The sequence below is a fragment of the Clostridium sp. JS66 genome (assembly GCF_033561535.1).
Taxonomy (GTDB): Bacteria; Bacillota; Clostridia; order Clostridiales; family Clostridiaceae; genus Clostridium_AM; species Clostridium_AM carboxidivorans.
In genome coordinates this window covers 1,814,779-1,828,928 of record NZ_CP131467.1, presented here as the reverse complement: position 1 = coordinate 1,828,928, position 14,150 = coordinate 1,814,779, and the positions used below count along the sequence as shown (strand labels likewise).

Genomic DNA, 14,150 nt, shown 5'->3' with positions numbered 1-14,150 from the left:
TACTTATTTTATGTATAAAGTAAACTATTTATGAATTGTAAAATATATGCATAATATACAAGGAGGATTTGACATGTTAGAAAATGAACAATGGACTGGTTTTGAAGGAAGAATATGGAGAGAAGAAATCAATGTTAGAGACTTCATTCAAAAAAACTATACACCATATGATGGTGATGCAAGTTTCTTAGCAGATCCAACAGATGCTACAAATAAACTTTGGGTCAGATTACAGAAATTACAAAAAGAAGAAAGAGCTAAAGGTGGAGTCCTTGATATGGAAACAGAAGTTGTTTCTGGTCTTACAGCTTATGGCCCTGGATATATTGATGAATCTTTAAAAAATCTTGAAAAAGTTGTAGGTCTTCAAACAGACAAGCCACTTAAGAGAGCTTTCATGCCATACGGTGGTATTAAAATGGCTGAACAATCTTGTGAAAACTATGGATATAAACCAAGTTCAGAATTACACAAGGTATTTACTGAATACCATAAGACACATAATCAAGGAGTATTTGATGCTTATACACCAGAAATGAGAAAAGCTCGCAGCAGCCATATCATTACAGGACTTCCTGATACTTATGGACGCGGACGTATCGTAGGTGATTACAGAAGAGTTGCGCTTTATGGTATTGATTACCTTATGGAAGAAAAAGCAAAAGACCTTGCTAACTGCGGCGATGGAACTATGACAGATGAAGTTATCCGTCTAAGAGAAGAAATTACAGAACAACATAGAGCACTTGCGGATATGAAAAAAATGGCTGAAAGCTATGGATTTGATATTTCAAAACCAGCAAAGAATGCTAAAGAAGCAATTCAATGGTTATACTTTGGATACCTTGCAGCAATAAAGACACAAAATGGTGCGGCTATGTCAATAGGACGTGTGTCTACTTTTCTTGATATCTATATCCAAAGAGATATTGATAATGGAGTTCTTACTGAAGAAGAAGCTCAAGAATTAATTGACCATTTAACAATGAAATGCAGAATGGTTAAATTTGCAAGAATAACTTCTTACAATGAATTATTCTCAGGAGATCCTTCATGGGTTACTATTGGATTAGGTGGTATAGGTGTTGATGGACGCCACATGGTAACAAAGAATGATTATCGTTTTCTCCACACATTAGAAAATATGGGACCTTCACCAGAACCTAACCTTACTGTATTTTATTCTTCTGCCCTTCCTGAAAACTTCAAGAAGTATGCAGCAAAGATTTCAGTAAAGACAAGTTCTATACAATATGAAAATGATGATGTTATGAAACCAGAATGGGGCGATGATTATTCAATATGCTGTTGTGTATCTGCTACTCAAACTGGTAAGGAAATGCAGTTCTTTGGAGCTAGAGCGAACCTTGCTAAATGTTTACTTTACGCAATAAATGGTGGTGTTGATGAAAAGTCAGGTAAACAAGTTGGACCTGAATACAAGGGAATTATATCAGAATACCTTGATTATGATGAAGTAATTGAAAAATATGAAAGAATGAGTGACTGGTTAGCTGGTCTTTATGTAAATATATTAAATCTTATTCAATATATGCATGATAAATACTATTATGAAGCAGCAGAAATGGCTCTTATCGATACAGATGTAAGACGTACATTTGCAACAGGTATTGCAGGTTTCTCACATGTAATTGATTCACTTTCTGCAATTAAGTATGCAAAAGTTAAAACAATTCGTAATGAAGCTGGTATTGTTACAGATTACGAAATTGAAAGAGACTTCCCAAGATACGGTAATGATGATGAGAGAGCTGATGAAATTGCTATATATGTTCTTAAGTCATTCCTTGATAAGATCAAGAAGAGACACACATACAGAAATTCTGAACCAACTACATCAATCCTTACTATTACATCAAATGTAGTATATGGTAAGTATACAGGTAATATGCCAGATGGACGTGAAGCTTGGACTCCACTTGCACCAGGAGCTAGCCCATCTTATGGAGCAGAAAATAATGGATTACTTGCTTCATTAAACTCTGTAGCTAAGCTTCCTTATGAATGGGCATTAGATGGTATTTCAAATACACAAACAATTAACCCAACTGCATTAGGACACGATGAAGATGAACAAGTTGATAAACTTGTACAAGTATTAGATGGTTACTTTGACCAAGGACCACATCACTTAAATGTTAATATATTCGGTATTGAAAAATTAAAAGATGCTATGGAACATCCTGAAAAAGAAGAATATGCTAACTTTACTATCCGTGTATCAGGTTACGCAGTTAAGTTTATAGATTTAACAAGAGAACAACAACTTGATGTTATCTCTAGAACATGCCATGAAAGAATGTAATTTAGATAAAAAGATTGGGAGAATTCATTCAATAGAGAGTTTTGGATCTGTTGATGGGCCAGGGCTTCGTTTTGTTATTTTTTTAAAGGGCTGTTATATGAGATGTCAGTTTTGCCATAACCCGGATACATGGGATGTTGATGGCGGTGAAACAAAAACTGCAGATGAACTTTTGTCTCAAGCTCTTAAATACAAAACTTATTGGAAAAAGGGAGGCGGAATCACCGTAAGTGGTGGTGAGCCCCTTCTTCAAATTGATTTTCTAATTGAATTCTTTACAAAAGCTAAAGCAAAAGGCGTTCATGTCACGCTTGATACATCTGGAAATCCATTTACAAGAGAGGAACCTTTTTTTAGTAAATTTAATGAGCTTATGAAAGTAACAGATCTTGTAATGTTGGATATTAAACAGATAGATGAGGCTGAGCATAAAATACTCACAGGATGTAGTAATTCAAATATTCTTGATATGGCAAGATACTTATCAGAAATTAATAAACCTGTATGGATTCGTCATGTACTTGTACCAGGTGGGAGTGATAAGGATGAACAACTTATAAAACTTGATGAATTTATCAAGACTTTGAAAAATGTAGATCGTGTGGAAGTGCTTCCATATCATATTCTTGGAACTTTCAAATGGCAACAGCTTGGTATTGATTATCCTTTAAAGGGTGTTGAACCTCCTACTAAGGAGAGAATAGAAAATGCCAGAAAACTTCTTCATACAAGTGAATATAATGGATATTTATCAAGATAATTTATACAAATTAAATCTTTAATCTACACCATAAAATCCACGATAGAAATATCTATGAAACTCCTTCTCCTATTGTCGAAGGAGTAAGTGATTCGCACAAGATCATAGATTTTGGATCTCTACTTAAGTTGGGAATAAGCACTGATACGCGCCTGAATAAGTTCTTCTAAGACTCAGATGGGTAAAATGTCTAAATGACATTTTACGAGCTTTGCTCCGGCAATAAATGTCTAAATGACATTTTACGAGCTTGCTCAAGTAAGAGGTATTCCTCACAAGCAAACTTCACCTGAGTCTAAGAATCACTTCATATTTAGGATTAAGAGGAACTGCTACATTAAAAACAAATACTACAAAATGTAAATGCTTAGTGCAACAACTCCTTTTTATATTTAATCAGTTTCTAGTTAATTTGTTACATTGAATTTAGTCTATTGGTTTTGAATTAACAAAATCTTTAGCTATTTCATCTGGGTTTTCAATATCTGCATATATTGAAACTTCACAATAAAATCCATTTTCTTTCCAAACATACTCTTCGGATTTTGTTTGTTTATTTGGTTCAGTTTCAAAAGAATCTTCATATTTAAAAACTTCCTTGTCATTAATTTTTAACGTCTGAACTTTAAGTTGTTTTGATTTATTAGACGCATCTTGCACTTCTACATATCCATTTTTGTTTATGCTATCATAAGTTTTTGAAGTTCTTCCCTGCCAAAATGTTAATGAACCTTTGTTTAAGTTGTAAAATGTATTCAGTTCATAATTAATCTTTTTATTTTCAATATCAGAATCTCCTGAAATTCCTACTGCTGAACCTTTTATAGTTATATCTTTATTAATATTTAATGGTAGTTTAGGATCAAATCCTAAAAGTTCTTTAGCTCTTTTTAAATCTTCTTTATCATATATTGTGAAAGATGAAATTTCTGTTGAAACATCCCTTTTTACAGAATAATTTACATTTTTTGCATCTTCAATATGTTTTATTGATGATGCAACTTTTCCTACTTCATCTGTAGAAACATCCATAAATTTTTTATGATTTTTGCTTCCTTGAATTCCTTGATTGTATTCTATACTATACCACATTCCTTCATTTTGCCATACAAAAAATTTGCTTATTTTTTGATAATTCCCAGGTAATATACTTTTTATAGTGATATTAGATCCATTTATTCCTTCTAAATTCATTGCTTCTTTACTAATTTCAACTTTTCCTTCTTTTTGATTTTTTACTGTATTGGGTATTTCTACATTTTGCATCTTTTTATTTTCATTCTCAGCAATTTGTTTTAGGCATTCCTCCATGCTCCCTTTAGAAACTTGAAAGTCGAAGTTATTGCTAACCTTACCATTTTCTCTATTTTGAAAAGATATTTTTAAAGAATTATCTTTATCAGAAATTTTTATAACAACAAAACCAGGATCAACTACATAATTTGCTGGAATATAATCAGGTATCTTGAATTTAAGACCTGAAATTTCTTCTGCTTTTTTTAAATTGTCATAAACCTTTACTGGTGAATCAATAATAAACTTAGACTCCTGCTTTTTTACTGAATCATTATTCTGAGCCGCTGTAACAACTGTATCAGATTTCACATTTTTAGCATTTACACCATTTGTAAACACAATACCTCCTGCTATTACACAACATATAACTGCTGCTGCCGACATCCTATAAGATCCTTTTTTAAACTTTTTTATCATTTTTATTCTCCTTTTAATTTGGTTTTTTGTTTCAAAAAAAATTGCTAGCTGTGGAGTTTTACAATCTTTTGAAAACAATTTCGAGAAATTAATAAGATTCATACCATATTCTATAGCTTCTTCTTCCCCTAAGATTTCAAGTACATAAGCATCACAAGCATACTCTCTTTGAAGTTTCATTCTCTTTACTGAAAACCATATTATAGGATTAAACCAATGTATCAAAAGAGCAATAGTTCCAAGAAAGTTATAAAACAAGTCTTTTCTTTTGTAATGTATCAATTCATGCAAAAGTATATGTGACAGCTGCTTATAATTTTTTGTAATGTATGCATATTTAGGGATATAAATCTTTGGATTTAAAATTCCCACTATACACGGACTTTTAAAATTGTCACAAGCATAAATAGGAATATTTTTATTTACATCCGCTTTCTTTTTACATTCTTCCATTAAAACTATAACCTTTAAATCGTTAAGCTTCTTTAGATTGGAGGTTTTTCTTTTAACTTTCCATACAACCATGAAAAAAAATAGAGTTGTAATAAAAACACCCATTAGCCAGACAAAAGAAGCTATATTTAAAACATAAGTAACTGCATTTTCTTTTTTTATTTTTTCTTTATCATTACTTGTTTTTTCTAAATATGATATTTTTGATACTGTTTTATCTTTTTGTTTATCATTTAAATAGACTTTTCCTTCTCTTAGAAAATCATAAGTAAAATTAGTATTACTTCCAATGTTTAATGTTTTATTTTCATATCTACCAAATAAAATATTAAACAAGCTTATATTGCTTTGAATATTCACAGGTATTATAAGTCTTATTATAATTATGAACAGCAAAGCATGTTGAAGTCTTACTCCAATATGATTATTAAATAATTTTAAAACTAAAATTACTAATATAGCTGCAATACTTGCTGTTAATGAAACATGGAGAACCCATAAAAAAGTTCTAATTAAGGTATCCATTTTAATATCCCCCTATTTTAAAACTACAGAAACCTAACTTTATTTTCCTTCTTTCTTATTTTTAAGAAGTTGTTCTAACTCTTCAATTTCTTTTTCAGACAAAGACTCTTCCTCTAAAAATTTTGTAAAGAGCATACCTACAGCTCCATCATATACTTTTTGAAGAAAAGATTGATTTTCAGCTTTTATACATTCATTTTCAGATATTAAGGGATAATAATTATAGGTTCTCCCAACCTTTTTAAAACCTATTGCTTCTTTTTTCAAAAGCCTAGTTATAAATGTCTTTACTGTTTGTGTTGACCAATTCATTTTAACTGTCAGCGAATTAATTATCTTTTCAGATGTTAAAGGATTTTCTTTCCAGAGAAGCTTCATTACTTCCCACTCAGCTGCTGAGATTTTAGGTATTTCTTTCATGTTATATCCCTCCTTTTAAGTTTACAAATGTAGATCTACAATTACAGTCTACATTTGTAGACTAATATTGTCAAGGAAAAATATGTATTTATTTCATTATGATAACAACATCATAATGATGTGATAAGCTATCTATAATTGTGCAAGGTAGATTGTTATATTCTTTATATGTACTACTGGAATTTTATAATGAATTCCAGTTAAAAACAGAAAAAGTCATCTTAATGGTAAATATACTATTAAAATGACCTTTTTCTATATTTAGTTTTTAATTCCTCTTTAGATATTAGTAGATACTACCTGAACTCTAAATCCTAAAAACTACTTTTAACAGTTTGGACTACTCTTTTAATATTTATACTTTTAATCATTTCTATATAGGATTTTTGCTTGCTGCCTGTTATAAAGTACCCATAAGGAATGTGACTAATAGCTTTAATTAAAATAGTATTTACTATACAAGAGGAAATCCATAAAACCGTTCCTACAACTAACCAATCTCTTATGCGATATTTAAACATTATTATCTTTAAGATTGATTGAATCAATAAAACATGAGATAAATAGCTTCCAAAGGAATATTTTCCAAAGAAATTAAATATGCTATATGTTACAGTTCTATTAGATAGAATAACAGAAATTACATACCAAGCCAAAATAGAAAAAACAAAATAAAGCAAATATATTGCTCTTACAAATGGTACCATATTCATCTCATTTAAATATGCATATGTAAATAGACCAATGTATGTTACAATTATTAAAACTTTAAACTTTAAAACTGTTCTTTTAAAAATTTCATAATTCAATGCTATATATATTCCCATTATAAAATATAAAAACCAGAAAAAAGGTGATATATTTATAATTTTCATTTGAGCTGATGTAGGATTATTGAATATAAAATGTATTACTTTATCCGAAATTACATTTTGATATTTTGATACTTCATAATAGGATAAAGCCATAGTGATAAAAACAGATAACCTTAAAATAAAGCTTTGAACATGTATTTTTTTTAAAATCCATAAAATCAACGGTAGGTATATAAATAATCTTACTATCATTCCCATATACCATAAATGATACCCAGCATCTCCTGATAATACTTGCATACATAAATTAGGAATATTAATATTCTTTTTAAAATAATGCATATATACAATTGACCATAATACATATGGTATAAATATATATATTGCTTTTTTTATATAATATTTTTTCACTACAAATTTTTTTAAAGATGAATAAGAAATTACTATTCCACTAATACAAAGAAAAGCTGCCACTGCTGGCTTTGCTAAAGTATACATAAATTTAAATATTTCATAGTAAAAATAACTGATACCCTTTATATTAAAATACCCACCCATAGTATGTTGTTCTACTACAAAAATAAAAGCAAAAGCTCTTAAGACATCTAATTCCTTTAATCTAGTATTATTCAAGTCTAATTCCCCCTGCCTGATTTAACTGCTTGTCCATATTGCATTATAACACAAGCTTGTAAAAAACAGCATAAAACATAACACCTTTAAAATAATTTTTACATTTAATTTTAAGAAATTTCCTCTTTTTTCCTTGTATTTTTCAAAGAAAATTGCACATATTAATAGCATAAGGGACATAACAGTTGAGCGAAGACTTATATATGCTCATTAAACTGGGTGTATATAGGTCGACCAACGATTATATGATGGTCAAAATGGCTGTTATATAGTCAGAGGGAAGATTTTATAGGGTGGAGAAAAGTTTTATTATAGTCGACATCGATCAATTGATTATAATGAGATTCCAATTTATTCTATAAGGTCGAGTTAAGATCACTCAGGGTGCCGATGGATTAAATAAAATAACATTATTATGGCGTTAACTATAGTTTGTAAATTTTACTTTATTCCTTTCGATCCTATACAGCCGAAAGGTTGTATAGGGTTGAGTAAGTATTCTGTTTGGTTGAACGAACCATGATTATGGGTTGTGATTTGCTTTATTATGGTGGCAGCATCATAATAAGGTGATAAGCTATCTATAATTGTGCAAGGTAGATTGTTATATTCTTTATTGATTCACTGAAATTTTAAATATGAATTTCAGTTAAAAAGTTGAAGGATCATCAATATAGTAAGTATACTACATTGATGATCCTTCTCTTTATTTATTATTATTTTTACTGAAGACTTTAAAATTCTTTTGACCTCCAGAAGTTTTTTTTGGTAAACATTACCGTTTAATTTAATTTTAAATTTTTCGATAATAAAATTAGTATAACAAATTAGAAAACAATGGAGGTATATGAAAATGAAACAAAAAAAGGTACTTTCACTAGTCTTAGCCCTATTCTTAACAATCTTTAATTTCAGCATTGTTTTAGCAAAGCCTCGCTCATCACAACCACCACCTTCAGCACCTACTGGTCTTGCCATAACAAATATAACTTCTTCTGAAATTAATTTAACTTGGAATGCTGTATCAGGTGCTTCAGGCTATAAGTTGTTTAGAGCAACCACCTATGATTCTAATTATACTCAAATAGCTACACTAACTTCTAATTCTTACAAAAATACAGGATTAAGTGCTTCAACTAAGTACTGGTATTTTGTAAGAGCATATAACTCTTATGGTACTTCTGCTGATTCAACTCACGTAAGTGCTACCACTAGTCAAGTAGTTGTACCTTCTTCTAGTAAAATAGTTTTAGGCTTTGCAACTTACTATTATTCTGGTGACAGCTCATCCTATAATTCCATGGTAAACAATTCCACTACAATAAATGAAATTGCAACAGATACCTTTACTACGGATGGTTTAGGAAACATTACTGGTCTCGTTCCATCAAGTCAAATATCCTATGCTAATAGTAATGGCATTAAACCTTATGCCATGATAACAAATAATTTCGATGGAAGCATAGCTAAAACCTTATTAGAAAGTTCAACTAATAGACAAACCTTGATTAATAACATATTAAACTCTTTGAAAGCTAATTCATACAAAGGAGTTAATGTGGACTTAGAAGGAGTTTACTACTACGATAGAAGTTACTTCACTACTTTTATGAGTGAACTTTATAATACGTTGCACCCACAAGGTTTTGCAGTTACAGTTTCTGTACCAGCTAAAACCTATGACAACACTACTGATTCCTGGAATGGAGCTTTTGATTATGCTAAAATAGCAAATTATTCCGATCAGATAGTTTTAATGGCATATGATGAACATTATCCAGGCGGCTCACCAGGAGCAATTGCTTCAATAAACTGGGTTAAGAATGTTATAAACTACGCAGTTACAGTAATTCCTACAAATAAAGTTCTACTTGGTTGTGCAGCTTATGGATACGATTGGTCATCAAATGGAACTAAAGCATACAGTATTAATGGAGTTTATAATCTAGCTTCAACTTATGGTGCACAAATACTATGGGATTCAGTTTCACAAAGCCCTTACTTCAATTACACAGACGCTAGTGGTATAAAACATACTGTATGGTTTGAAAATAGTACAAGCCTTTCATACAAATTAGATTTAGTAAATAGCAGCAATATTTTAGGTATTGCAATTTGGAGATTAGGTTTAGAAAATACGGATTATTGGACAACTATAAAAACAAAACTTGTAAATTAAAAAACAAAGCTTTTTTGCTTTAAACAGACATAGTAAAAAACACTATCATCCTTATTGAATTCAATAAAGTTGATAGTGTTTTTTCATAGATTTCTATTTAAGTGCAGTTCTAATTACTTTACTATTAGAAAGTGCATATATATATTTATCTTGTATTTCTATAAAGTTTCCAGTATATTGTGTTTCTGCATTAGTTACTACATTTTTAACAGAACTTTTCGATTGATTTTTTATATATATATTACCGCTGTTAGTTATAACTATATTGCTTTTATCTGTTACCTCTGGTAACTTTAAATTTTTCCACTCAGATGTAGAGTTTTTCAAATCGCCAAACAATATACTGCTTATTTTGCCACCTTCTGAAATTCCTATATACACTTTGTCTTGAGTATCAGTACCTAGTAAGACCCTCTTACTGTTATCCTGAAAATCTATACTAGAAATATTAGTTGATGTTTTCTCATCACCTTTTTTATTTTTAATCACAGTTTGAGTTACACTTTTAATTTCTTCTTCTTCTTTATCTTCATAAACTAAATTAGAAGCAAGATTTAATATTGAAATATTACCTATTTCATTATTAGGAGTTTTAATTTTTTCAATCTGATTCATAACATTACTTCTATAAATATCGCTCTTACCATTTTTATGCAAAATTTTTGTATACATTACATGACTAGCCGTAGACAAAGCAATATTTTCTACTTTATCATTTTTACTATCCAGCTCAATAATAAGTGGTTTCATATCATGATCAGTTAATTGATTTTTACTATTTTTACTAGGGTTATAATTATAAAAATTTATTCTATCTCTACTATCCTTCTCACAAATTAAGATCCAATTGCTATCTGGCATCCATTTAAAATAAGAAATAGTTGCATTATCCTTAGTTTCTACACTTTGAACTTTTTCATCCTGAGTATTAACTATTTTTAACTCTTTATTTTCGCAATATGATATATATTTTCCATCAAATGAAACTTGAACATTTTCTGCATTTTCAGGAACTTTAACCTCATTATATGTTTTTTTCTCTGATTTTGTAGTACTTTTTACTTCTTTATAATCCGATGCGGAAGTTCTGGAATAAGCTTTATCTAAATAAAAAAACATCCCTGACTCAATCAATACTGCAATTATGCTCCAAATCAACAGTTTTTTTAACAAATTCATAACACTACAACTCCTATACAATCATATAACTATATATTTAATATACAGTAAAATTATTTAACATACATTTTAAATAATACTTCTCTTAATTTATTATTTTTCTGGTTCCACATATAAAGCTGTAGGAACTGTTCTTTCCCCATCCCATTCATTTGGACTATTGATAACTTCGCCTTCATAGTACATTGTACTTGAATATCCACCATCTAATCTTCCTGCATTAATTGCACCATGATCATATAATATCTTCTGTAAATCGTAAAGGCTTGCCCCTAACTTCACTAGATTTTTTCTACCATCTGTAACTAAAAACAGCACTGTACCATCAGCCCTTTGACCTACTGCTGTTCTTGGGTTAGCACCATCACATTGAGGATCATCTATTTGCTTTTTACCATCTATGATAAGTGTAGGAGCTAAGAAGCATACCGCCTCAGTTACATTACATGCCTTAAGTTCATTTATACTATGATCACCTACTATTAACTTTCCTTCTTTTGTGAAAGCTATTACATTTGCTGGGGTATCCTCATCGCAGTCCTTGTATATGACTTGTCCATTAGAAATAACAAAGCCTCCTGGAGTTGAACCAACTCCAGCATAATTTTTGTCAACAAAAGAACCACCATTAATAGCAGCAACAGCATTTCTCTCTTTGGCCATTTCACTAGTTTTTTGTCCTCTATCTGAATATTTAGTGTATGCAATCTTTATTCTAGTAGGATCCTTTATCTCTAAAAGATAACCATCAAATTTTTTATCATTTATTTCATATTTAATTATCTCATTATCATTTTTATGCTGTATGTTAATTTTTTCAATGTCTTCATCAGCTTTTGTTTCAGCAGTTTTTGTGCTGCCAACCAGTGACTGGATTTTATCCTTTGATAAAAACATCTCCACTAAATATCTATGTCTTGAACCCCAAACCATTCCCACTAAAGTCTTTTTTACATTTTGAAAAGGCCCATATAATACATAAAATGGTGAAGTAATTGCTATAAAAAAGCTTATATAGAGAATAAACGCTATAAACTTTTTAAACGAAAATTTATTTTTATGTTCATTGCTCTTATGTTTATGCTCATTATTCTTACGTTTACGTTCATGTTTTGCCATTAAAATATTCCTCATTTCCTACTTTATTTTTACCTTTGTGCTTTCTATATCTTTCGAAAATTGTTGTGAATCATTATCATAATTAAGCTGATTTATTACTAAATAAAGTTCCTTTGAATCTCTAAAATAAGAACTTTGAAAATTCATATTTAAACAGTTGTCAGAATCCATTTCTTCTAAATCATTATCTGCAAATAAATACTTATTACCTTTCTCATCAATTAAATAAGGTAATTTGCTATTATCTGTTTTATCATTTTTCATGATTTGACGTCCTATGGAATAACATTGTGCTGAATTTATGGTATTCTTTCCTAATTCTATTTTCATTTCAATATGTGTAGGATATATTTTTAAAGCTTTAATATTAAAATCCGTATGATTTTCCCTAAACTTAATATTATTATATACTTCAGGCTTTTTATATTTTAAACTCTGATAAGCGTTTATGTCAAACTTCCACTCACCAGCTACGCTTATTGGTTCTCTTTTAAAATTTGAAAGAAACTTTTCATACTTATTTTTTGAATAACTCATCTTATAAGCCTCAGTTAAACTTAAAAACTTTAAATTCAATTCATTTGGTATCTTACTTCCATTAACACTTGACAGTTCTATACAACCATAGCTTTCTCCACTTTTTGAATAATTTTTAAAACTGTTACCAAGTGAAGCAACTACACAACTATATTCCTTATTATATGTCAATAAATAATCTCCATCCTCATGATCTAGCTTAGCTGGAAGCTTAGAATAATAATTAGAGGTACTATCCAAAAGTACATTATCATCATTATCAGTTATCTTAAAATTTTGTAAAAAAAGATTTTTAAGTCCTTCTTTAGCCATTTTTCCATTTAAAGTATAAAATATAAACAAATTTTTATCATCGCCAACTATATTATTTATAGTTACTTTTATATTTTTGTTTATTTTTGATTCATCTATACATTGAGATGCTCCTTCTTTTACCGCATTTCCTATGTTCTTATCATAATAACACTGAAGTTCACGAGTTATTGGTTGTCCAATAGTTACATTATTTATAGCCTCAGCAAAAACCGGTATAAATTTAACACTAGTCATAAATATAACAGATATCGATGCTGCTGCCAATGTATATTTAATTAATTTAGTTTTGATTATATTTTTCTTCTTATCTTTTTTCGCTTTTTTAATAGCTTTTTCTACTACATCATCAAGCTTTTCTGAAACTTTTATTTTCTCAAAGCCATTTTTAGGTTTAAAGTCCATTTAAATAAACTCCTCCCTCAGCTGAATTCTTAATTTTTTTAAAGCTCTATGTATATAAACTTTTACAGTTCCTTCAGGAATTTCAAGCATATTAGATATTTCGGAAATAGTCATATCTTGAAAATACTTTAAAATAATTATAGTTTTTGATTTTATATTTAAACTATCAATAGCATTATAAAGATCTATACATTTAGGTATATCCGTTTCTAAATCTAAATTACTAAGATTAAAATTATCAATTTTTTCGTACTCATCAACTAAAATCACTCTCTTATTTTTCTTTAATCTATTTATAGAATTGTTTATTAATATTCTTGTAATCCAAGTTTTAAAGAATTTTGGATTTTTCAATTTATTTATATCCATATAGACTTTATATATGGTATCGCTTACAATATCTAAAGCTTCTTCTTCATTTTTTAAATAAGCAAAGGCTATTTTATAAAGATTTTCTTTATGACACTTTATTAATTCACCAAAAGCTTTATCATCCCCTTTTTGAGCTTTAATCACTGTATCAATATCATTCATCTTTTCACCTCTTTAATTGGATAATATACAGGCCATATAAATTAGACAATATTACTGTATAAAAAGTTACACTTCAAACATACTTTTTTAATTTTAATAATGTCAGTATATCATATTGTTCTATTCATTTTGTCACAATTGTGGTTATAAAACTAATAAATATTATAATCCACTAATGTCTTCTTTAATTCTAGTATAACATCAAAACTTTAAGATTTTTGAAGATATTATGAGTTAAAC

General features: G+C 29.2%; 10 protein-coding genes. 3 read left to right on the top strand and 7 right to left on the bottom strand.

The features are described from left to right. The first annotated feature begins 73 nt into the window (after window positions 1-73). Together pflB and pflA are read left to right on the top strand one after the other, a co-directional pair. Complete coding sequence (pflB, locus tag Q6H37_RS08620) at window positions 74-2,326, top strand: formate C-acetyltransferase (protein ID WP_318740962.1); 2,253 nt, start codon at window positions 74-76, stop codon at window positions 2,324-2,326. Beyond that, window positions 2,292-3,086 carry a pyruvate formate-lyase-activating protein gene (gene pflA, locus Q6H37_RS08615; protein WP_318740960.1) on the top strand — a complete coding sequence of 265 codons (795 nt, stop codon included), beginning with the start codon at window positions 2,292-2,294 and terminating at the stop codon, window positions 3,084-3,086. Before pflB ends, pflA begins: the two co-directional genes overlap by 35 nt. 426 nt (window positions 3,087-3,512) lie before the next feature. On the opposite strand, the gene Q6H37_RS08610 is transcribed toward pflA, so the two are convergent. The 3 genes from Q6H37_RS08610 to Q6H37_RS08600 all read right to left on the bottom strand — a co-directional run bounded on the left by Q6H37_RS08610 (window position 3,513) and on the right by Q6H37_RS08600 (window position 7,645). Beyond that, the gene (locus Q6H37_RS08610; protein ID WP_318740958.1) at window positions 3,513-5,777 is read right to left on the bottom strand and encodes a M56 family metallopeptidase; all 2,265 of its coding nucleotides are present in this window, start codon (window positions 5,775-5,777) and stop codon (window positions 3,513-3,515) included. A 39-nt stretch (window positions 5,778-5,816) separates the two neighbouring features. Beyond that, window positions 5,817-6,197: a BlaI/MecI/CopY family transcriptional regulator gene (locus tag Q6H37_RS08605; RefSeq protein ID WP_318740956.1), complete on the bottom strand. Its 381-nt coding sequence runs from the start codon at window positions 6,195-6,197 to the stop codon at window positions 5,817-5,819. A gap of 314 nt (window positions 6,198-6,511) precedes the next feature. Then, window positions 6,512-7,645 (bottom strand): acyltransferase, encoded by a 1,134-nt coding sequence (locus Q6H37_RS08600; protein WP_318740954.1) that lies wholly within the window; start codon window positions 7,643-7,645, stop codon window positions 6,512-6,514. A gap of 853 nt (window positions 7,646-8,498) precedes the next feature. On the opposite strand from Q6H37_RS08600, the gene Q6H37_RS08595 reads away from it, so the two are divergent. Then, window positions 8,499-9,824: a glycosyl hydrolase family 18 protein gene (locus Q6H37_RS08595; RefSeq protein ID WP_318740952.1), complete on the top strand. Its 1,326-nt coding sequence runs from the start codon at window positions 8,499-8,501 to the stop codon at window positions 9,822-9,824. 93 nt (window positions 9,825-9,917) lie between these two features. Here Q6H37_RS08595 and Q6H37_RS08590 read toward each other — a convergent pair whose 3' ends face one another. The 4 genes from Q6H37_RS08590 to Q6H37_RS08575 form a co-directional block, all read right to left on the bottom strand. Next, window positions 9,918-11,003 carry an eIF2A-related protein gene (locus tag Q6H37_RS08590; protein ID WP_318740950.1) on the bottom strand — a complete coding sequence of 362 codons (1,086 nt, stop codon included), beginning with the start codon at window positions 11,001-11,003 and terminating at the stop codon, window positions 9,918-9,920. Window positions 11,004-11,096: 93 nt separating this feature from the next. Next, window positions 11,097-12,122, bottom strand: coding sequence for a phosphodiester glycosidase family protein (locus tag Q6H37_RS08585; protein ID WP_318740948.1), 1,026 nt, complete (start codon window positions 12,120-12,122; stop codon window positions 11,097-11,099). Window positions 12,123-12,140: 18 nt separating this feature from the next. Further along, entirely contained in the window at window positions 12,141-13,376 is a 1,236-nt protein-coding gene (locus tag Q6H37_RS08580; protein WP_318740946.1) for a DUF4179 domain-containing protein, read from the bottom strand. After that, window positions 13,377-13,910 carry a sigma-70 family RNA polymerase sigma factor gene (locus tag Q6H37_RS08575; protein WP_318740944.1) on the bottom strand — a complete coding sequence of 178 codons (534 nt, stop codon included), beginning with the start codon at window positions 13,908-13,910 and terminating at the stop codon, window positions 13,377-13,379. Window positions 13,911-14,150: the final 240 nt, after the last annotated feature.